The sequence below is a fragment of the Pedobacter albus genome (assembly GCF_036324255.1).
Taxonomy (GTDB): domain Bacteria; phylum Bacteroidota; class Bacteroidia; order Sphingobacteriales; family Sphingobacteriaceae; genus Pedobacter; species Pedobacter albus.
This window is the reverse complement of sequence record NZ_JAZDQT010000003.1, coordinates 345,648-364,504: the sequence shown is the minus strand read 5'-3', so window position 1 is coordinate 364,504 and position 18,857 is coordinate 345,648. Positions and strand designations below refer to the sequence as shown.

22 protein-coding genes are annotated in these 18,857 nt (G+C 44.6%); 10 read left to right on the top strand and 12 right to left on the bottom strand.

Annotated features, from left to right (window positions below; translation table 11 throughout):
• Positions 1-84 precede the first annotated feature (84 nt).
• Together VRU48_RS16815 and VRU48_RS16810 are read right to left on the bottom strand one after the other, a co-directional pair.
• On the bottom strand, positions 85-813 hold the full coding sequence (locus tag VRU48_RS16815; RefSeq protein WP_330109079.1) for a porin family protein: 729 nt from the start codon (positions 811-813) through the stop codon (positions 85-87).
• A 130-nt stretch (positions 814-943) separates the two neighbouring features.
• Positions 944-1,753: an alpha/beta hydrolase gene (locus tag VRU48_RS16810; RefSeq protein WP_330109078.1), complete on the bottom strand. Its 810-nt coding sequence runs from the start codon at positions 1,751-1,753 to the stop codon at positions 944-946.
• A 173-nt stretch (positions 1,754-1,926) separates the two neighbouring features.
• On the opposite strand from VRU48_RS16810, the gene VRU48_RS16805 reads away from it, so the two are divergent.
• From VRU48_RS16805 to VRU48_RS16765, 9 genes are all read left to right on the top strand, one after another.
• Positions 1,927-2,631 carry an esterase family protein gene (locus VRU48_RS16805; protein WP_330109077.1) on the top strand — a complete coding sequence of 235 codons (705 nt, stop codon included), beginning with the start codon at positions 1,927-1,929 and terminating at the stop codon, positions 2,629-2,631.
• A 90-nt stretch (positions 2,632-2,721) separates the two neighbouring features.
• Positions 2,722-3,789 carry an ATP-grasp domain-containing protein gene (locus VRU48_RS16800; RefSeq protein ID WP_330109076.1) on the top strand — a complete coding sequence of 356 codons (1,068 nt, stop codon included), beginning with the start codon at positions 2,722-2,724 and terminating at the stop codon, positions 3,787-3,789.
• A 27-nt stretch (positions 3,790-3,816) separates the two neighbouring features.
• On the top strand, positions 3,817-4,923 hold the full coding sequence (locus tag VRU48_RS16795; protein WP_330109075.1) for a carboxylate-amine ligase: 1,107 nt from the start codon (positions 3,817-3,819) through the stop codon (positions 4,921-4,923).
• A gap of 3 nt (positions 4,924-4,926) precedes the next feature.
• Positions 4,927-5,760, top strand: coding sequence for a type 1 glutamine amidotransferase (locus tag VRU48_RS16790; protein ID WP_330109074.1), 834 nt, complete (start codon positions 4,927-4,929; stop codon positions 5,758-5,760).
• Between the two features lie 110 nt (positions 5,761-5,870).
• The gene (locus tag VRU48_RS16785; RefSeq protein ID WP_330109073.1) at positions 5,871-7,058 is read left to right on the top strand and encodes a hypothetical protein; all 1,188 of its coding nucleotides are present in this window, start codon (positions 5,871-5,873) and stop codon (positions 7,056-7,058) included.
• Between the two features lie 198 nt (positions 7,059-7,256).
• Complete coding sequence (locus tag VRU48_RS16780) at positions 7,257-7,418, top strand: FeoB-associated Cys-rich membrane protein (RefSeq protein WP_330109072.1); 162 nt, start codon at positions 7,257-7,259, stop codon at positions 7,416-7,418.
• Between the two features lie 5 nt (positions 7,419-7,423).
• Positions 7,424-8,011, top strand: coding sequence for a Crp/Fnr family transcriptional regulator (locus tag VRU48_RS16775; protein WP_330109071.1), 588 nt, complete (start codon positions 7,424-7,426; stop codon positions 8,009-8,011).
• 130 nt (positions 8,012-8,141) lie between these two features.
• A complete protein-coding gene (locus VRU48_RS16770) occupies positions 8,142-8,672 on the top strand; it encodes a YceI family protein (protein WP_330109070.1) in 531 nt (176 codons plus the stop codon).
• A gap of 75 nt (positions 8,673-8,747) precedes the next feature.
• Complete coding sequence (locus tag VRU48_RS16765) at positions 8,748-9,626, top strand: pirin family protein (protein ID WP_330109069.1); 879 nt, start codon at positions 8,748-8,750, stop codon at positions 9,624-9,626.
• An 80-nt stretch (positions 9,627-9,706) separates the two neighbouring features.
• Here VRU48_RS16765 and VRU48_RS16760 read toward each other — a convergent pair whose 3' ends face one another.
• From VRU48_RS16760 to porV, 4 genes are read right to left on the bottom strand one after another with little or no spacing between them, the layout of a single operon-like run.
• Positions 9,707-9,892, bottom strand: coding sequence for a hypothetical protein (locus tag VRU48_RS16760; protein ID WP_330109068.1), 186 nt, complete (start codon positions 9,890-9,892; stop codon positions 9,707-9,709).
• A gap of 51 nt (positions 9,893-9,943) precedes the next feature.
• A complete protein-coding gene (locus VRU48_RS16755) occupies positions 9,944-10,564 on the bottom strand; it encodes a hypothetical protein (protein ID WP_330109067.1) in 621 nt (206 codons plus the stop codon).
• Positions 10,565-10,566: 2 nt separating this feature from the next.
• Positions 10,567-11,046 carry a 2-C-methyl-D-erythritol 2,4-cyclodiphosphate synthase gene (ispF, locus tag VRU48_RS16750; RefSeq protein ID WP_330109066.1) on the bottom strand — a complete coding sequence of 160 codons (480 nt, stop codon included), beginning with the start codon at positions 11,044-11,046 and terminating at the stop codon, positions 10,567-10,569.
• Complete coding sequence (gene porV / locus VRU48_RS16745; RefSeq protein WP_330109065.1) at positions 11,046-12,227, bottom strand: type IX secretion system outer membrane channel protein PorV; 1,182 nt, start codon at positions 12,225-12,227, stop codon at positions 11,046-11,048. The genes ispF and porV overlap by 1 nt, the downstream gene beginning before the upstream one ends.
• 407 nt (positions 12,228-12,634) lie before the next feature.
• On the opposite strand from porV, the gene VRU48_RS16740 reads away from it, so the two are divergent.
• The gene (locus tag VRU48_RS16740; RefSeq protein WP_330109064.1) at positions 12,635-14,200 is read left to right on the top strand and encodes an SUMF1/EgtB/PvdO family nonheme iron enzyme; all 1,566 of its coding nucleotides are present in this window, start codon (positions 12,635-12,637) and stop codon (positions 14,198-14,200) included.
• A gap of 91 nt (positions 14,201-14,291) precedes the next feature.
• Here VRU48_RS16740 and VRU48_RS16735 read toward each other — a convergent pair whose 3' ends face one another.
• Genes VRU48_RS16735 through VRU48_RS16710 form a run of 6 tightly spaced genes read right to left on the bottom strand, consistent with a single transcriptional unit; the run spans position 14,292 to position 18,840 of the window.
• Complete coding sequence (locus tag VRU48_RS16735) at positions 14,292-14,792, bottom strand: acetyl-CoA carboxylase biotin carboxyl carrier protein subunit (RefSeq protein ID WP_330109063.1); 501 nt, start codon at positions 14,790-14,792, stop codon at positions 14,292-14,294.
• A 2-nt stretch (positions 14,793-14,794) separates the two neighbouring features.
• Complete coding sequence (locus tag VRU48_RS16730; protein WP_330109062.1) at positions 14,795-15,601, bottom strand: DUF4159 domain-containing protein; 807 nt, start codon at positions 15,599-15,601, stop codon at positions 14,795-14,797.
• Positions 15,598-16,299, bottom strand: a complete 702-nt coding sequence (locus VRU48_RS16725; protein ID WP_330109061.1) for a 16S rRNA (uracil(1498)-N(3))-methyltransferase — start codon at positions 16,297-16,299, stop codon at positions 15,598-15,600. The genes VRU48_RS16730 and VRU48_RS16725 overlap by 4 nt, the downstream gene beginning before the upstream one ends.
• An 11-nt stretch (positions 16,300-16,310) precedes the next feature.
• The gene (locus tag VRU48_RS16720; RefSeq protein ID WP_330109060.1) at positions 16,311-17,624 is read right to left on the bottom strand and encodes a hemolysin family protein; all 1,314 of its coding nucleotides are present in this window, start codon (positions 17,622-17,624) and stop codon (positions 16,311-16,313) included.
• Positions 17,624-18,175, bottom strand: coding sequence for an inorganic diphosphatase (locus tag VRU48_RS16715; RefSeq protein WP_330109059.1), 552 nt, complete (start codon positions 18,173-18,175; stop codon positions 17,624-17,626). Before VRU48_RS16715 ends, VRU48_RS16720 begins: the two co-directional genes overlap by 1 nt.
• Entirely contained in the window at positions 18,172-18,840 is a 669-nt protein-coding gene (locus VRU48_RS16710) for a DedA family protein (RefSeq protein ID WP_330109058.1), read from the bottom strand. Before VRU48_RS16710 ends, VRU48_RS16715 begins: the two co-directional genes overlap by 4 nt.
• Between the last annotated feature and the right edge of the window lie 17 nt (positions 18,841-18,857).

Below are 18,857 nucleotides of genomic sequence, written 5' to 3'. Positions count from 1 at the left end.
GCCCCAGAGATAACGGATTATATTTTTGTTAATTTTTGGGAATCAAGGTTTTGCCAAAAAACAGCTACAACGAGTGGATCAGGCCTAGAAATCCAAGCCTAGGGCAAATGTACCCGTCAGCATTCTCGTATCGATATTAACCTCTTTTTTAAAAACCGGCAACATGCCATAGCTGCCGCGAAGATCTATAAAAAAAGCAGTGCCGTTTTCCAACTTATGCCCTACCTTAAGCCCGAACAGTCCGCTGGCATTAAACGAATTCACAAAGCCCAGTTCTCCGTTCACGTCGGCCTTTCCATTTCCCGGGCCTGCCGTAACTTCGGGATAATCCATTTTAGCCGCCTTTCTAACGGCAATGCCTGGCGCCAAACCCAGGTAAACACTCAAAGCCGTAGGTTTGCTTGAAGGAATAACGTAATAGCTGACCATGAGAGGCAACTCTACATAATCGATCATAAACTTATAATAATCATAGGCCTGCTCAACGCCTTTATCGCCAATCAGCAATACGCTGTTGTTTGGCCTCCTGTAGGCTGTACCCCTTGAATTATACAAAAGTTCGGCATTCAGCGCAAATTTCGGGTTCAGCTTATAGGTTGCGGTTATGCCAGCCATGGCCGAAATCCTGAAATAGTTCTCGAAGGAGTCGTAGCTTACGCCACTTAGCGCCATCAGCATATCCTGTTTATTGGTAAACGCAGAGATGTTGAGCCCGGCCTTAAATCCGAAACCCAATTTTTTGGTTTGTTCCTGGGCATTTACCTGGCCTAAAGCAAGCAACAGCACGGCGAGCATTAATAGATTTTTCTTCATGAAACGAGCGGCTTTAAATTCGGCTGCTAAAATAGAACTATTTTGTTAGTTTAAACTAAACTAGCAAAGCAATCTCCCGTAACTTAAAAATAGTCGGTTATTTAGAAAGTGATTCTAAAGATGTTCGGGCTTATTTGCCAAAAGCCCATTCCAAGAAAGCAGGCATGGCTTTGGCCCAAGTAGGCACATCGTGTTTGCCACCTACCATTTCGTAATAGAAAATATCATGCGGACGTTTGTAGCCCTTTTGCATCAATTCTTTCACTACATCGATGGTATCGTCTATCGAATCGATAATGAAGTTGTGGTTGCGATCGGCCAACTCGTCGTCGGTTCCGGTCATGAGCCAAAATTTAAGTGCCGGATTGGTTTTGCTTTCGCGGATCATTTGGTGCAGAATGCGGTCGTTGTCGGTATAACCTGCACTCAGGTCTTTTTTACGCCACCAGAACGAGCCCGAAAATACGCCAACGGCATCAAAATAGTTATCGTTGTTCCAGGCAATATCAAAAGCGGTTAGACCCCCCAAAGAAAAACCCGCAATAGCTCTTTTGCCATTGATGGTTGCTTTCACCTCGCTTTGCACATAAGGCAACAGCTCCTTAATGACGAAATCGGTATAGGCTTGGGCTTTTGAACCCCGTTTTTTAAAATCTGGTCGGCCAGCTACGCCATATTCCTGTACGCGCTCCGTGCCCGCCTTGATGCCTACCACAACCGTTGGCTCAATCTTCCACTTCTCGTAAAGATTGTTCAGCATGGGCTCCATTTGCATCTGGGCAAGGTCTTGGCCATCGTTAAGTAGCAAAAGGTTAACCCTTTCGTTGCCCATTAAATTATCGGGACTGAAAATTTCGATTTCAACCTCTCTCTTTAAATAAGCCGATTGGAACTGGTGAAGCGTTTTAATAACAGTGGGTAGTAATAAGGTGGTGTACATGGTCAACAAATAGCGTTCTCACTAAATCAGGCGCAAAAATACGAATCTTGAAAAACAATTAATCCACATTACCCATTTTTTACTTAACATACAGATTTGCAAGCTTTAATTGATTTTATTTTTTTGTGTTTGGTTCCGATTTTCATATCTTAAAGCAATCTAAATACAATACCGTGAAAGAAGAGCTCAAAAAGTGGCACAGCCCTAACCTAAACCTCGACATAGAAACCCTCGTCTTCGGACATGCCGGCTACCCTATCCTGCTTTTTCCGACGAGTATGGGCAGGTACTATGAAAACAAGGACTTTAAATTAATCGAATCCGTACAAGGCTTTATCGATGCGGGCAAAGTAAAAATCTATTGCCCCGACGGCATCGACAAGCAAAGTTGGTACAATAAAGACATCCATCCGGCCGATAGGGTGAAAAACCACATCTGGTACGACAAGTTTCTGCTCGAAGAACTGGTGCCTTTAGCCAAACACGAAACCGGCCACCACAAGGTCATCACCTCTGGCTGCAGCTTTGGTGGCTACCATGCCGCCAACTTCGCCTTTAGGCATCCCTGGGCAGTAAGCCATTTGTTTAGCATGAGCGGTGCCTTCGATATTAAGGGCCAACTGGATGGCTTTTTTAACGACGACGCCTACTTTAACAATCCGGTTGATTTTCTGCCCAACGACATGAACCCCGAACTGTGGCAAATGAAAATCGTGCTAGGCACCTCCGACCGCGACATGTGCCGTGCCGACAACGAGCGCTTATCAGGCATATTGCACCAAAAAGGCATCAACCATTGGCTCGACATCAGGCCCAACGCCGACCACGACTGGCCAATTTGGAGGGAAATGTACCCCAACTATTTAGCACAACTCTAAAAAACATAGACATCAAAGATCATGATTACTTAAATCATGATTTGGCCTTACCAAAGGCTCCATCACCATTGAAAATCAAATTATAACAGGATGAAAAAGATTGGAATTTTATTTGGCCAGGAACGCTCGTTTCCACAGGCCTTTGTTGACAGGATTAACCAAAAAGGCGAAAAAGACATTACCGCCGAGTTCGTCAACATTAGCAAGGTGTTTCAGGCCGAACAGCCCGAATACGCAGTCATCATCGACCGCATTTCGCAGGATGTGCCTTTTTACCGTGCCTACCTCAAAAACGCGGCCATGGGTGGCACGGCAGTTATCAACAACCCTTTTTGGTGGAGTGCCGATGAGAAGTTTTTCAACAACGCACTGGCCGAAAACATTGGCGTTCCGGTACCCAAAACCGCATTGATTCCCTCGCGCGAACACCCCGATGATACGACCGAAAAATCGTTCAGCAACCTGGTAATGCCTTTAGATTGGGATGCGATTTTCGAATACACAGGCTTTCCGGCCTATATGAAGCCTTTTGACGGCGGCGGCTGGAAAGAAGTATACAAACTGCACGACAAGCAAGACTTTTTCGACAAGCACAGCCAAACCAAACAAGCTGTGATGATGCTACAGGAAGAAATCATTTTCGAAGAATATTTCAGGTGCTATTGCATTGGTGGCAAATATGTGCGCATTATGCAGTACGAGCCCCGCAACCCGCACCACCTGCGCTATGTAATTGACGGACCAAAACCTGATGCCAAATTGCTCAAAACCATCGAAGATTACACTTTAAGGCTGAACAAATACTTGGGCTACGATTTCAACACCGTTGAATTTGCCGTTCGCGATGGCATACCTTACGCCATCGACTTCTGCAATCCGGCACCAGATGCAGCTTTAGAAAGCGTAGGTGCAGAAAACTTTGAGTGGGTGGTAGAAACCGCGGCCACCTATGCCATAGAAAGAGCCAAAGCACAAAAAACTGGAAAAGACAACCTCACCTGGGGCGAGTACATCAGAACTTCGGCCACAGGCAGCCCTTTAACGGGTCCAGCCAAACCTGCAAGCAGTGCAAAAGCCAAACCAGCCACCAAATCATCCCCTAAAGAAACCACAAAAACAAGCACAGCAAAACCAAAAAAAGCACCAGCAAAAAAATAATTGGGATTTTTTATTTAATAAGGAGATATGATGATGAACGAATTTACGCTCGGAATAGAGGAAGAATACATGGTAGTTGATCCCGTTACCAGAGAATTGACCTCCCACGATCAGAAAATTGTTGAATCGGCACAGAAGATTCACAAAGACCAGGTAAAGGCCGAAATGCACCAGGCCGTAGTAGAAGTAGGCACCGGCATTTGCCACAACACCGCCCAGGCGCGGGAAGAGATTTCGCAATTGCGCTATACCGTATCGCAACTGGCCGGCGAACAGGGTCTGCGCATCGGCGCGGCGGGCACGCACCCTTTTTCGCATTGGGAAAAGCAGCTCATTACCGAACATCCGCGTTACAGCGAAATTGTAAACGAGCTGCAGGAAGCGGCCCGTTCAAACCTTATTTTCGGCCTCCACGTACACGTAGGCTTCCAGTCGCGCGAAATGGCCATCCACATCGCCAACCAAGTACGCTATTTCCTGCCACATGTATTTGCGCTTTCTACCAATTCTCCATTTTGGGAATCGAGAAACACAGGCTACAAATCTTTCAGGACTAAGGTGTTCGACAAATTTCCGCGAACAGGCATACCCGACATCTTCAACAGCATAGAAGATTACGACAACTATGTCAAACTGCTCATCAAGACCAAATGTATCGACAATGCCAAGAAAATCTGGTGGGACATCCGCGTGCACCCATTCTTCGATACCATCGAATTCCGCATCTGCGATTGCCCGATGCTGATTGACGAAACCATGGCTTTTACGGCACTTTTTCAGGCATTATGCGCCAAACTTTATAAATTGCGCCTCCAAAACATGGAATTTATCAGCTACTCGAGAGCACTGATCAACGAAAACAAATGGCGTGCAGCCCGTTATGGCATTGATGGCAACCTCATCGATTTTGGCAAGGAAATGGAAATCAACTGCCGTAACCTTGTCCTTGAGCTATTGGATTTTGTTGACGATGTAGTTGACGATTTGGGCAGCCGCGAAGATATCAATTATGTACACCAGATCTTGGCCAATGGAACCGGAGCCGACAGGCAATTGGCCGTTTACGAAAAAACAGGCAGCTTCGAGTCGGTGGTAGATTACATCACTACCCAAACTTTAATAGGCGCAAAATAAAAAATGATTAAAAGAAATATAAAAGTAGCAGTTATCGACATGAACAATGGCTTCCCCAACCAGGGGATGCGCGGCATACAAGAACTGCTACGAACTTACACCCAACAAAACCAGTTAAATTTAACCTTCGATTTATTTGATTTAAGGCAAAAAGGAGAAATACCAGGCACAGAATACGACATCTACATTTCGAGTGGTGGCCCAGGCAGTCCGTTTGATGGAGAAGGCGAAAAATGGGAACATGACTTTTTTACCTTGCTAGACAGCATTGAAACCTTCAATGCGCAAAACGAGCACAAGAAGCATGTTTTCCTGATTTGCCATTCTTTTCAGCTGGCTTGTCGCAAATATGGACTGGGAACGGTAACCAAAAGGAAATCGAATGCTTTCGGAATTTTCCCGGTTAGCCTGACCGAAGACGGCACGCACGAACCGGTATTTAGCGGCTTGCCCGACCCGTTTTATTCGGTTGATAGCCGCGATTGGCAGGTAGTGGAACCCAAACTGGAGGATTTTGAAGCCAAGGGCGCACAGATTTTAGCCATAGAAAAAGAACGGCCACACGTAGCCTTAGAACGTTGCATTATGGCCATTCGCTTTTCCGAACAGATCATCGGCACGCAGTTTCATCCCGAAGCCGACCCGATTGGCATGAAAATGTATTTGCTCCAAGAAGAAAAGAAAACAGCGATTACCAACAACCACGGCGAGGAAAAGTACCACGATATGCTGAACAGTTTGGAAGATCCCAACCGGATTACCTTAACCCAAAGCATTATTTTGCCTAATTTCTTAACCCAGGCCATCAATACTTTAGATGAGGCAAAAGCGCAATAACAAGCCACAAAGGCTTTTAACTTTTTTGTAGCAGGCCATATGCTGAGGTGCCTAAGGTGGTAAAAAACCAGTATAGCTGTACAGGTAATTCGAATTAAGCAACATCCATTATGATCCAAAAATATCGCCAAGCATTTAACGCCGCCTTTACGGCCGAAAAATATCAGCAGTTTTTACAGGAACTGGGGAAAGGGTTTCCTGAAATTCCGTTTCGAGTAGCAGAAACGCCTATTTTTATACCTGCAGCACTTCAAGAAAAGCTGATTGCCGCAGGCGAAGAGATTATTGCGCTGATTAAGCAGCCCAACTTTAAGGAACTGACGCAAAAATCGATTCCTGCCGAATGGAATGTGCCCAACGAAACCGGTCACCCACATTTCTTGACTTTTGACTACGGCTTGTGCAAAGACGAAAACGGAGCAGTGGTGCCCATGCTCATCGAAATGCAGGGCTTCCCTTCGCTGTATGGCTTCCAAACGCACCTGACCCATACGTTTAAAAGTGTTTTTGGAATCGACGAGCAACTGAGCCCCTACTTTAACGGCTTAAACCAGGCTTCCTATTTCGACCTGCTCAAAAAAGTAATCATCGGCCAGTACGAGCCTCATGAAGTGGCCTTGATGGATTTGGATGCACCCAACCAAAAAACAGCCATCGATTTCTTTGTAACCGCTAAGCATTTGGGTATTCCGGTTTTGGCACTGGAAGAAATCAAAAAAGAAGGCAAGAAATTATATTACGAAAAAGACGGGCAAAAAATCCAGCTGAAACGGATTTACAACCGCTTGATTTTTGACGAGATTGGCGAAAATACCGCAATTTTCGAGCAATCCTTTGATCCGCGCGAAGAACTAGACATTGAATGGATTACCCACCCCAATTGGTTCTATCGCATCAGCAAATACACCATGCCTTTCTTGCAGAGCAAATTTGTACCTGAAACACATTTTCTCCATACCTTGAAAACCATACCTAGCGATTTGGAAAACTATGTGCTCAAACCCCTGTTCTCTTTTGCTGGCATGGGTGTGATTATCGATGTAACGCCAAACGATGTGGCGCAAATCAAAGATCCCGAAAACTGGATATTGCAACGAAAAGTAACCTACGAGCCGCTTATCCAGGCACCAGATGCAGGCGTAAAAGCCGAAATCAGGATGATGTACCTTTGGCCCGAAGGCGAGGAGCCTCAGTTGTGCATTAACTTGGCCAGGTTAAGTCGTGGCAAAATGATTGGCGTCCGCTACAACAAGGATTTTGATTGGGTAGGCGGCACGGTGGGCTTGATGGAAAAATAATTGATTCGTTGGCTGATTAGAGGATTAGCTGGTTGGTCATTGGTTTATTGTTAAATTGCTTAAATTGTTATGGGAGAATCAGAAATCATTTCACTCCATCATTCTCTCATTCATTCAGTCAGTCATTCAATAATTCAATCATTAATTAATTTGACAGTAATCTGAACCGCGCTTCATAAATAATCGTAATTTTGCATCATGGATATTCAGTTTATCTTAATGATTGTGGTTTTTATCATCGCGCTGTTTTACATCGGTCGATTGATTTACCGTTCCATTTCTCCAAAAGCTGGATCTTGCGCTTCGGGTTGCGGCAAATGCGGCGCCAACTTCTCTAATATTCCGGAGCCTAAAAAATAAGTCCCATGCTGGAGAAATTTCAAGCCTACCTGCAAGAACGATTAGCCATTACCGACGAGCAGGCCAAGGAAGCCGTGAGCTGTCTCAAAACCAAAAGCTTTAAAAAAGGCCAGATTCTTTTAAGTCCCGGCGATTTGAAATCAGATTCCTATTTCATTAACAGCGGTTTGTTGCGTTGCTTTTCCATCGACGAGAAAGGCAAGGAGCACATCATTCAATTTGCGCCAGAAAACTGGATGATTTCGGAAAGGAACAGTGCTGTATTTAACGAACCTTCTTTTTTTTACATCGACGCCATAGAAGATACCGAAGTGGTGGTGGTGAAGAAGGATTTTTTTCCGGCTATTCAATATGTCGTGCCCAAAATATTGGAGCTTAACATCCTGATGCTGCACAATTCCATCCGCTTTATGCAGAAAAGGATCAATATGCTGCTGGGTGCAACTGCCGAAGAACGCTACCTCGATTTCATCAAACTCTATCCCAACCTTACCCTGCGTGTACCGCAATGGATGATTGCCTCCTACTTGGGCATTACCCCAGAATCGCTGAGCCGTGTACGCAAGGACCTCGCGAAAAAGCATTTTAAGTAAGCTACACTTGCGAAATTTTAAAAACTTAGCAAGTGTATGCAAGAATTACTTACCATACATCAATGCCCAGGAAAACCAGGCGCCTTAACTTTGTGTTATAAAATTTAAACAACTTAAAAAACATAAAGTTATGGCAACTACTAAATGGACATTAGATCCAACCCACAGCGAACTTCAGTTTAAGGTAAAACACTTGATGATTACTACCGTTACCGGCAGTTTGAAATCTTTCTCATCAGAATTAACTTCAGAAGGCGACGATTTTTCGAGCTCGTCTATATCTTTTAAAGGAGATATAGATTCTATCGATACCGGAAACAAAGACAGGGACAACCACTTAAAAAGCGCCGATTTCTTCGATGCCGAAAAATTTCCAGCTATCGAATTTACTTCTACCTCGGTAGAAAAAGACGGCGACGATTATATCGTTAAAGGTGATTTGACAGTTAAAGGCAATACCAAACCCGTAAAATTAACTGCCGAATTTGGCGGCATTGCAACCGATCCTTGGGGCAACACCAAAGCAGGCTTTACGTTAAGTGGCAAAATCAATCGTGCCGAATTTGGCTTAACCTGGAACGCAGCCTTAGAAACCGGTGGCGTAATGGTAAGCGAAGACGTAAGAATTTTAGGCGAACTACAGTTCGTAAAACAAGCGTAAGCAATACGCGATTAGCGTAGGGCGTTAAGCGTTAAACCAACGCCAAACGCTCCACGCAAAACTCTAATCTTTTCAATGATGAAAGCAAATGTAAAAAAAGTAGCAGCAGTGTTAAATCCACCTGCACCGCACATGGTAGGCGATGGTTTTAGGGTACATAATTTCTTCCCTAGTGGCTATCGACTGAACATGAGTCCGTTCTTTATGCTCGATTACAATGCGAAAATCGAATTTTCCGCACGCAACGAACCTCGTGGCGTTGGCGTACACCCGCATCGCGGCTTCGAAACCGTAACCATTGCCTATCATGGCGCCGTAGCGCACCACGACAGTGCCGGCAATTCGGGCACCATTTATCCCGGCGATGTACAATGGATGACAGCCGCCAGTGGCATACTCCACAAGGAATACCACGAAGAAAACTACAGCAAAAAAGGTGGCCCTTTTCAAATGGTACAGCTTTGGGTAAACCTGCCTGCCCAATACAAAATGAGCACGCCAAAATACCAGGGCGTAAAGCAAAGCGATATGCAAAAATTGACCTTGCCAAACGAACAGGGAATTATCGAGGTCATTGCAGGCGATTACCAAGGTACCAAAGGCAGCGTAACTACGTTCAGTCCCATTGAAATGTACAATGCCCGACTGAACAAGGGAGCCCAAACTACCTTCAGTTTTCCGGCCAATTACAACACCGGTTTTGTAGTGATAGAGGGAAGCATTAAGGTAAATGGAACAGAGCAGGCCAGCACCAACCAGATGGTTTATTTTGAGAACGAAGGCGAAAATATTGAGCTGGAAGCCTTAGAAAACAGCATCGTTTTGATACTCAGTGGCGAACCCATCAACGAGCCGATTGCGGCTTACGGGCCTTTCTTAATGAACAAGCCCGAAGAAATACAACAAGCCATTGCCGACTACAACGAAGGCAAATTCGGTTATCTTGAAGACTAAATTACCTTGATGGTTTTTTAAGAAGTCGGCCATTGCATATTGCATGGTCGACTTTTTATAGAAGTTATTTTTGCTCGAGCCTAATAATTATTCGGCTTGAGTTTTAAAATAACAAATGGCAGCAAGGCCAAACCAATGCCTATTCCCATGATAAATCCCAACAAGCCATCTGAAATTTTTAGGCTTACGAATGCCACCAATGCAGCCGAAATCAATAGAAGGCCAATTGGCATCAGAATAAACAGTTTTCCAAATCGTTGTTTCATTTTGCTGAATTTAAATGGTTCACTATATTACAAGAACAGGTTAAGAAAAACCTAATCCTCGTCTACAAAATAGTTGATTTCCAAAAACCGATCGAGCGCGGCTTTGTCGTCTTTCTTTGCTTTCATTTCCTTTAAAACACCACCAACCTTGAGCTTCTTTTCAGGCAGTTTTTCTTTGCCTCGTTTGTTGCCAATAATGAATGTTTCCGAATGTTGCTCGTCTCTGATTTCGTAAATATCGTATTCGTCAAAAATCGGCACCATCACCAATGCTTTCCCGGCAGGAATAAAGATGAAGCCATTGAGTTCGGAATTCGAATCAATCAGGTGCGGTATGCCGGTAATCACCGTATTCGCGCCAGTAACGCCCTTGGTTTTTACCATAGACGGCAACAACCAGTGCGGCTTATACTTGTTGTAATTGGCTTGCAGGTCTTTATCAAACTTCGACACGATGTCTTGCTTGGCCTCTTCGTCGAGCGCAGCAATAGCCAGGTCCAAAAACAGGATCGCTTTTTGCTTTTCGAAAAACAAACCGGCTACTTTTCCTACTTCAGACAGGCTGACAATCTCATCGTTAGGCTTGGTTAAAACATTATAAAACCTGCCTCCATTATCTAAACTGCCAATGGCTTCGGCCGAATTTTTAAATGTGATGATCTTTTCCATCATGCTTAAGATTTCTGGATTAGGCAAACGGCGTAGGCAACCACGCCTTCTTCCCTGCCTATAAATCCCATTTGCTCGTTGGTAGTGGCTTTGATCGAAATATCTTCCACATCTATCCCTATCGCTTCGGCAATGTTAGCCTGCATCTGCGGGATATGCGGATTTATTTTAGGAGCCTCCAGGCATAGCATCGCATCGACATTACCGATCTGCCAGCCTTTTTCCTGCAACAGCTTTACCGTTTCCTGCAACAGGATGATACTACTGATGCCTTTCCAACGGGGATCGGTATTCTTAAAATGGAAGCCGATATCCCTCAGGTTGGCCGCGCCCAAAAGCGCATCGCAAATGGCATGCAACAACACATCGGCATCAGAATGGCCATAAGCACCTTTATGATGCGCCAAATTTACGCCTCCAATTACAAATGGATGATTGTCTTTTAATTGGTGTACATCAAAACCAAAACCTACCTTGATTTTCATTATTTCGTATTTCCGAAGTTGAACAGCAGGCTAAACCTTAAAGTATTAGCCAGCGGACTTTTTTGTGGATTGGCCAGCAGATAGGCGAAATCCATATTGAAGATATTATATTTTAGGCCAGCGCCCAAAGTTACATAACGACGATCGCCTTTTTGTGGCGATTCGTAAAAATAGCCTGCTCGAAGGGCAAACTGCTGGTTATACCAATATTCTACGCCGGTGCTGATGCTAATTTCTTTCAGTTCCTCGCTAAAGCCACCTGGGGCATCGCTAAAAGAACCAAATATACCGGCCGGAACCGAGCGGTCGGGATCGCGACCCGAAATAATATTGCCGTTCGAATCTCTGATCGGCTGCGTTGGCACCATCAGCTTATTGAAATCGAGGGCCAGGGTAAATTGGTTATAATCGTCGATGATTAACGTAGAAGCACCCCCGATTTTCATATTGGTTGGCAAAAAGAATTTCTCCCCGCCATCTACATAGCCAATTTTGGTTCCGATATTGGAGAAGTTGGCACCTGCCCCGATAATGGCATCCTTGCCAAACATCACGGTCTGTTTTCTGTAATAGGCCGAAACATCCACTGCAAAGGCTTTGCCTGCACGCGTCTGCTGTCCGGCGGCAAACTGGCCCGACGAGAGGTTGGAATAGATAAAGCGACCTGTAGTACCCAAAGCAAACTCGTCGCCAAAACGGCGCGAATAAGTCGCATCGAACGCAAACTCATTCGGACTGTAAATGCCCAAATCTTGTTGGTTGGCATCGGTTAGCTGAATTTGGCCCAAAGAAAAATAACGCAAGGAGCCTCCCAATGTGCTTTGGTCGTTGATTTTATAAAATCCGCTGATGTACGCGAGATTGATATCGGGCACAAGGCTTTTTAGCCATGGACTATAAGAAGCCGAAAAGCCATAAGGCAATTCTAAAAAAGCCAATTTTGAAGGATTGATGCTCATGGCATTGGCATCCGGCAATGCCGCTACGCCAGCCTCGCCCATCGCACCTGCCCTAGCATCGGGCGTAATCAGCAAAAAAGGAACCGCCGTAATGATATTGTTTGACTGACTTCCATTGGTCTGCGTACCCGGTTGCACCACTTGTGCCTGTAGCCTTGCGCTCAAAAACATGGCTATAGAAAACATGCCTAAAGCTGTTGCGCTAAAGTACTTTAATCTCATCAGTTGAAACAGATATATCAGGTATGCAAGTTAACATAGTGTTTACTAATTTCAAAGCATTAATCTATTTATGACTTTTAGCAGCTGCAACTTGTTAGCAAACAAACGTATTTTTTAATTAAATGTTGTTATAGCCAATTAAACGCATAAAAATAGATAAAGAAATGATCTGTTGCATTGCAAAGCATCGAGTTGGCACGCAATCTAAACAGCGATACAGCACTTAATACATTTAGCCACAATAAATTAGGGAAGTTTACGTTTGTAGGTATTGTTCTGTTATTGGAGCAAAGGGTGATGCCTGTTTTTTGGAGTTTAACTTATAAGCAACTAAAAAGTAAGATTTTTTTTGGTGGCCCGCCCTTTTTACGTAATTTTAACGGTTAAGTGTTACAAAGGCACATTTTATGAAAAAAACATACTTATACTCTTTTGCATTCTTGATCAGCTTTACCGTTTTTGCTTCTTGCAAGTCTAAGAACAGCGGCGCGGTATCGAACAAAACCGGATATGCCTACAACAAAAAGGAAAACGGCGGGTTCGAGGTAGCAAATAAGTACAAACGTGGCCCAGGGCCAGGATTAGTGGAGATTGAAGGTGGCGAGTTCATCATGGGTGGCAGCGCGGTTGATATCCCGGGCCAAGACATGAGCAACTACAACTACAAACGCGAGGTTACGGTAAGCTCTTTTTACATGGACGACACCGAAGTTTCGAACACCAACTGGCTGGAATACCTGAACTGGATCAAAAGGAACTTCCCTACCGATGCACAATATTACTACGAAGAATTGCCTGATACATTGGTTTGGCGTAGTCCGCTTTCGTTTAACGAGCCTTATGTAAACAACTACTTAAGACATCCGGCTTACCAAGACTATCCGGTAGTTGGCGTAAGTGCCAAACAAGCCGAAAGATATTGCGCTTGGAGAACCGATATGGTAAACGAAAAGCTATTACGCGATAAGGGCTACATGAATTCTTTTGCCATGGTTAATGGCACAGCGAAAAATTCTAACGCCACTACCGTAACCAAAAAAGATAAGCCTTTTAATACTGATGTTTATCTGAATGGCCAATATGACGACAAGGGACCGAAGGCCATGAAAGATCTAAATCCGGCTGCTACAGGCGCAACAAATGCCACCAACAGCAAAAACGGCCCGACCAGAAACGTAAGATTGGAAGATGGTGTAATTCTGCAGCCTTTCCGCTTGCCTACAGAAGCCGAGTGGGAGTATGCCGCTTTGGGCCTCATTGGCAATACCCAATATGAAAACGTAAACGAGAAAAAAATCTATCCTTGGAATGGCTTGGGCATTACTTCGGCCAAGAAAAAAACGAGGGGATTGATTTTGGCCAACTTTAAAAGAAGCAAAGGCGATTACATGGGTGTTGGTGGTTCTTTGAACGATAAAGCCGCTTTTACCCAAAACGTAAAAAGCTATATACCTAACGATTTCGGTCTTTACAATATGGCTGGAAACGTAAACGAGTGGGTAGCCGACGTATACCGTGCCGCTACTTTCGAACAGGCCGACGCTTTAAACCCATTCAGGGGTAACCAATTCCAAAACAAAGACAGAGATCCTGTAAACAGCCAATTAAAGCAAAACAAATACGGCAAGCCTGAAATGGTAAAAGCCAACTCTGGTGTTAAACAAACCTGGGAAGAGCTACAAGCTGGAAAAGCGGCCGGCACCAACGGCAGTGCGGCCTACAATGCCGATCAACGCGGTTACCGCGACGAGCAAAGTGCCCTGTATGGCGTTACGACTTTGGTAAACGATAAATCGAGGGTTTACAAAGGCGGCTCGTGGAACGACCAGGCACAATGGTTAAATCCAGCAGCCAGAAGGCATTTGCAAGAAGACGAGTCTACTGCAGATATCGGTTTCCGTTGTGCCATGACCATGTTGGGCCCATCAGAAATCAAATCGGGTGGCAAGCCTCAATTCAAGTCAGGCAAGTAAGCCAAAAAGACATAACAAGAAGGCCCGAAAATCTGAGATTTTCGGGCCTTCTTGTTTTACACTTGCGAAGTTTTAAAAACTTCGCAAGTGTTTAGCTAAAGCTAACGAGCAATTCGTTTTTCTCTACTTTATCGCCTTGTTTTACCGCTATCTTCTTAATTACGCCATCTGTAGGCGATTTGATCATATTTTCCATTTTCATGGCTTCGAGTACCAACAAGCTATCGCCTTTCTTTACTTCGTCGCCTTCGCTGGCCAATACGTTTAACACTAGTCCAGGCATTGGCGCCATTACCTGCTGTATTTTATTGGCGGCCAGGTTATCCATGCCCAACTGCTTCAGCAACTGGTCAAATTGATCTTTGATGCTAACCGTATACAAGCTGCCGTTTACCTTAACCGTAGCAGTTTTCTCTTCTTTGTTCAGTTCTACCAATTCTGTAGTGTACGATTTGTTCTGATAAAGTACGTGAGCAGTATTCCCGTTCAAGGGAAAACTATCCAATGCCACTACCTCGTTATTGATTTTTAGCGATTGGTTATCGGCCTCGATCTCAAAATCATACTTGTTGTTTACTTTTACTTGATACATGTTTATTGGGTTAAAGCATATTGCACTAGGTTTGCGCCCATTTTTAGCGCCTTGGTTCTACTTTCTTGCGTATCGCTAGGGTAAGTGCCGTAATCTTCCCAGCCGTTGCCCAGATCGCATTCGTAGGTATAATAGCAAACCACCCTGCCCTGCCAGATCAGCGCAAAGCCTTGTGGCCTTTTGCCGTCGTGTTCGTGTATTTTGGGCAGGCCTGCCGGAAACTTGAATTTCTGGTTGTACAGCTTATGGTCGGCGGGCAGTTCTACAAAGCTCAGCTCAGGAAAAACCTTTTTCATTTGGGGTCTGATAAACTTGTCGAGGCCATAATTATCGTCGATGTGCAAGAAGCCCCCACCGATTAAATATTTTCTCAGGTTCGCGGCTTCCTGATCGTTAAAAATCACGTTGCCGTGGCCAGTCATGTACACAAAGGGAAAATTGTACAGCTCGGCACTGCCTACTTCCACAATGCCCTCGTCTGGGGCAAAATTGGTATTGATATTTTTATTGCAGAATTCGATGAGGTTGGGCAAGGCCGTTCGGTTGCCGTACCAATCGCCGCCCCCACTGTATTTTAGCTTACCCATTTTATAAGTTGGGGCTTTGAAACCAGTTAGACAGACTAAAGCTGAAAGACCAAAGACTAAAGTGCAAAGGCGGAGGGCTGGTTTAAGGTTAAAGGCCGAGGGTTTAGGGTGAAAGGTTAAAGCCAAAAGACTAAAGCTCAAAGGCCAAAGCGCAGACACGCCACGTTTTAGGCGTGAGGCCCAATCGTCAATCGTCAATCTCAAATCGTAAATCAGCTTCATCTGTTGATATAGTTAAGCTCGAAACAGGCATACAAGGCCGCCGTTTCCGTTCTCAGGCGCGTTTGTCCTAAAGTTACGGGTTTGTAGCCAGTTTGCAAAGCGAGCTCCAGCTCTGCAGCCGTAAAATCACCTTCGGGACCAATCAGCACCACATACGATTGATGGGGCTGTACCAAATCTTTGGCATAAGCTTTATCGCCATCCATGCAATGGGCAATCAGTTTATTGGCTGAAGTTTCCTTTTTGAGGAAATCGGTCAGTGCCATGGCCGGATTTAGTAGCGGATGATAAGCCGTAAGCGATTGCTTTACCGCCGAAGTAATTACCTTATCGAGCCTTTCTTCTTTAACGATGCGTCGTTCGGAACGATCGCAAATGATGGGCGTAATTTCGTCAATGCCAATTTCGGTTGCCTTTTCTAAAAACCACTCCAAACGATCGATGTTTTTGGTGGGTGCCACGGCAATGTGCAGGTGATGGTTACGTTTGCCATATTCCTGTTGGCTGCTAACTACCTTCAGGTCGACATGCTTTTTGCTCACCGCACTGATTTCGGCTTCGTAAAAACCGCCACGACCATCAATAAGCTGTACTACATCGCCTATACCCAACCGAAGCACCTTGCTGCAATGCTTGCTTTCTTCTTCGTTAAGCGTATAATTGGCCGATGCAATATCTGGTGTATAGAAGATATGCATAATGTAGGAAATTAATGGTTATCAACCATATCGCTTTTGCGGATCACCAGCTCGAGCTTGATGGTTTCGATGTTTTGCTCCGTTTTTTTAAGGATGGTGAAAAGGTAGCCATAGCATTCTTCACTATCGCCAACCTCCGGAATTTTGCCAAAGGCGTGCGAAACCAAGCCACCTACAGTATCAAAATCTTCGTCTTCGGGCAAATCGTGTGGCAAATGCTCGTTTACATCGTAAACTGTGGCATAAGCATTAATGATAAACTCGGTATCTGAAATCTTTTCTACGGTTGGCTTTTCCTCGTCATATTCGTCTTGGATCTCGCCCACAATCTCTTCCACAATATCTTCGAGCGTAACCATACCGGCTGTACCGCCAAACTCGTCGATTACAATGGCAATCTGGATGCGTTTTTGCTGCAGTTCGCTCAACAGGTCGTTGATTTTTTTGGTTTCGGGAACGAAGTAAGGCTTACGGATGATATCGGTCAAAGCCCACTCTTTTTTGCCTGCCAATAATGGTAAAATATCTTTGGCGTGCACAATGCCGATAATCTTATCGATGATCTCGTCGTAAACCGGCATACGCGAATAGCCTTCGGCAATGATTTTCTGTACCACTTCCTCTTTTGGCGTATCCAGTTCGATACTCGAAATCTTGGTACGAGGTACCATGATGTTTTTCACCACGCGCTCGTTAAAATCGAATACGTTCTTGATCAGCTCGTGCTCGTTGGTATCTAAGGCACCGCTTTCCTTGCCCTGATCTAACAGGTATTGCAGTTCTTCGGTGCTGTGCAGCGATTCGTGTCCATCGGCGGTATTGATGCCAAAGAGTTTAAGCACAATCCTTGCAAAACCGTTGAGCAACCAAATGAAAGGCCTACCAATAAAGTAGAAGCCCTGTAAAGGCAAGGCAATAAACAAGGTAGTAGCCACTGGCCTTTGGATGGCCAATGATTTCGGTGCCAATTCGCCAAACACGATGTGCATAATGGTAATGATAGAAAAGGCAATAACGGTTGATGCCGAGCTGATGAAGGTTTCGCTCATGCCCAGGTTTTGCAAGCCATCGTGGATCAAATCGTGCATCACACGTTCGCCCACCCAGCCCAAGCCAAGCGAAGCCAAGGTAATGCCCAGCTGCGTTGCGGCCAAATAACCATCCAGGTTATGGATGATGTGCTTGGCCATTTTGCCCACGCGGCTTCCAGATTTTGCCTTAATCTCAATTTGGGAACCCCGAACCTTAACGATAGCAAATTCTGCGGCCACAAAAAAGCCGTTCAGCGCAACTAAAAAGAAAGTCCAGAATAGATCCCAGCCCATTAAGCTAATTTTCCAAATGTTTTGTTATATAATTCGATGCTCTCATTAATTACCTTATGAGCGTATCGCACCCCTAAGAGGTGTTCAATCGTTACCTTTTTCTCTTCTAAAGCCTTATAATCCTGAAAGAACTTTACAATTTCCTTCATGGTATGCGGTGGCAGTTCGTGCAAGTCGTTGATGTAGTTTACCGACATGTCGTTTTTGGCCACTGCAATAATCTTATCGTCCTGTTCGCCATTATCTACCATGTGCATTACGCCGATTACCTTGGCTTCGATGATGGTCATTGGGTACACATCTACCGAACACAGCACCAAGATATCCAATGGATCGTTATCGTCGCAATAGGTTTGTGGAATAAATCCGTAGTTTGCCGGATACATTACCGAAGAGAACAACACCCTGTCTAACTTGATCAGGTTAGAATCTTTATCGATTTCGTATTTTGCTTTTGAACCTTTAGGAATTTCTATAATTGCATTCACAACCTCCGGTGCGTTTTTGCCCGGAGAAACACTATGCCATGGATGATAGCCGTCTTTACTCATTTTTCTTCTTCATTCTCTGTTTCATCTGTCTCGCCAGCACCCAAAACCTGCTTTTTCACAAAGGTGATAATCAGCGGAATGGTGGTGATGACAATGAAACCTATTATTATATAAACCAAATATTCTTCAATTTGTGTGGCAAATTTCTTGCCTAAAAAATATCCCAACAAAGTTAAGGATGCTATCCATAATATTGCGCCAACAATGTTATAAAGTGCAAACTTTTTTACATCGAGCTTAACAACGCCTGCAAAAATAGGCGCAAATGTACGCACAATCGGCACAAACCTGCCCATGATGAGGGCAAAAGCGCCCTGTTTGCGGTAATAGCGTTCGGCGGCCACCAGGTATCTTTTCTTAAAAAAGAAGGTGTCTTTGCGGTTGTACAATACCGGACCTGTTTTGCGACCGAACCAGTAACCCGTAAAATTGCCGAGGATCGCTGCAGCACAAAGTCCCAGCACCAGCACGGTAATATTGACATCGAGCCTGCCTGTAGCTACAAACATGCCTGCCAAGAACAACAGATAATCGCCGGGTAAAAAGAAACCGAAGAAAAGCCCGGTTTCGGCAAAAATAACGAACAATACCAGATAAAATCCCCCCTCTTTGAGCAGTTTTTCAGGGTCTATAAAATGCTGTACTGAATTCCAGAATTCTTGCATAGTTCAATTATTCGTAA

Bases quoted from the DNA above. Each gene is read 5' to 3' on its own strand.
- VRU48_RS16815 (WP_330109079.1), bottom strand. From the start codon at position 813: ATGAAGAAAAATCTATTAATGCTCGCCGTGCTGTTGCTTGCTTTAGGC.
- VRU48_RS16810 (WP_330109078.1), bottom strand. From the start codon at position 1,753: ATGTACACCACCTTATTACTACCCACTGTTATTAAAACGCTTCACCAG.
- VRU48_RS16800 (WP_330109076.1), top strand. From the start codon at position 2,722: ATGAAAAAGATTGGAATTTTATTTGGCCAGGAACGCTCGTTTCCACAG.
- VRU48_RS16795 (WP_330109075.1), top strand. From the start codon at position 3,817: ATGATGATGAACGAATTTACGCTCGGAATAGAGGAAGAATACATGGTA.
- VRU48_RS16790 (WP_330109074.1), top strand. From the start codon at position 4,927: ATGATTAAAAGAAATATAAAAGTAGCAGTTATCGACATGAACAATGGC.
- VRU48_RS16785 (WP_330109073.1), top strand. From the start codon at position 5,871: ATGATCCAAAAATATCGCCAAGCATTTAACGCCGCCTTTACGGCCGAA.
- VRU48_RS16780 (WP_330109072.1), top strand. From the start codon at position 7,257: ATGGATATTCAGTTTATCTTAATGATTGTGGTTTTTATCATCGCGCTG.
- VRU48_RS16775 (WP_330109071.1), top strand. From the start codon at position 7,424: ATGCTGGAGAAATTTCAAGCCTACCTGCAAGAACGATTAGCCATTACC.
- VRU48_RS16770 (WP_330109070.1), top strand. From the start codon at position 8,142: ATGGCAACTACTAAATGGACATTAGATCCAACCCACAGCGAACTTCAG.
- VRU48_RS16765 (WP_330109069.1), top strand. From the start codon at position 8,748: ATGATGAAAGCAAATGTAAAAAAAGTAGCAGCAGTGTTAAATCCACCT.
- VRU48_RS16760 (WP_330109068.1), bottom strand. From the start codon at position 9,892: ATGAAACAACGATTTGGAAAACTGTTTATTCTGATGCCAATTGGCCTT.
- VRU48_RS16755 (WP_330109067.1), bottom strand. From the start codon at position 10,564: ATGATGGAAAAGATCATCACATTTAAAAATTCGGCCGAAGCCATTGGC.
- ispF (WP_330109066.1), bottom strand. From the start codon at position 11,046: ATGAAAATCAAGGTAGGTTTTGGTTTTGATGTACACCAATTAAAAGAC.
- porV (WP_330109065.1), bottom strand. From the start codon at position 12,227: ATGAGATTAAAGTACTTTAGCGCAACAGCTTTAGGCATGTTTTCTATA.
- VRU48_RS16740 (WP_330109064.1), top strand. From the start codon at position 12,635: ATGAAAAAAACATACTTATACTCTTTTGCATTCTTGATCAGCTTTACC.
- VRU48_RS16735 (WP_330109063.1), bottom strand. From the start codon at position 14,792: ATGTATCAAGTAAAAGTAAACAACAAGTATGATTTTGAGATCGAGGCC.
- VRU48_RS16730 (WP_330109062.1), bottom strand. From the start codon at position 15,601: ATGAAGCTGATTTACGATTTGAGATTGACGATTGACGATTGGGCCTCA.
- VRU48_RS16725 (WP_330109061.1), bottom strand. From the start codon at position 16,299: ATGCATATCTTCTATACACCAGATATTGCATCGGCCAATTATACGCTT.
- VRU48_RS16720 (WP_330109060.1), bottom strand. From the start codon at position 17,624: ATGGGCTGGGATCTATTCTGGACTTTCTTTTTAGTTGCGCTGAACGGC.
- VRU48_RS16715 (WP_330109059.1), bottom strand. From the start codon at position 18,175: ATGAGTAAAGACGGCTATCATCCATGGCATAGTGTTTCTCCGGGCAAA.
- VRU48_RS16710 (WP_330109058.1), bottom strand. From the start codon at position 18,840: ATGCAAGAATTCTGGAATTCAGTACAGCATTTTATAGACCCTGAAAAA.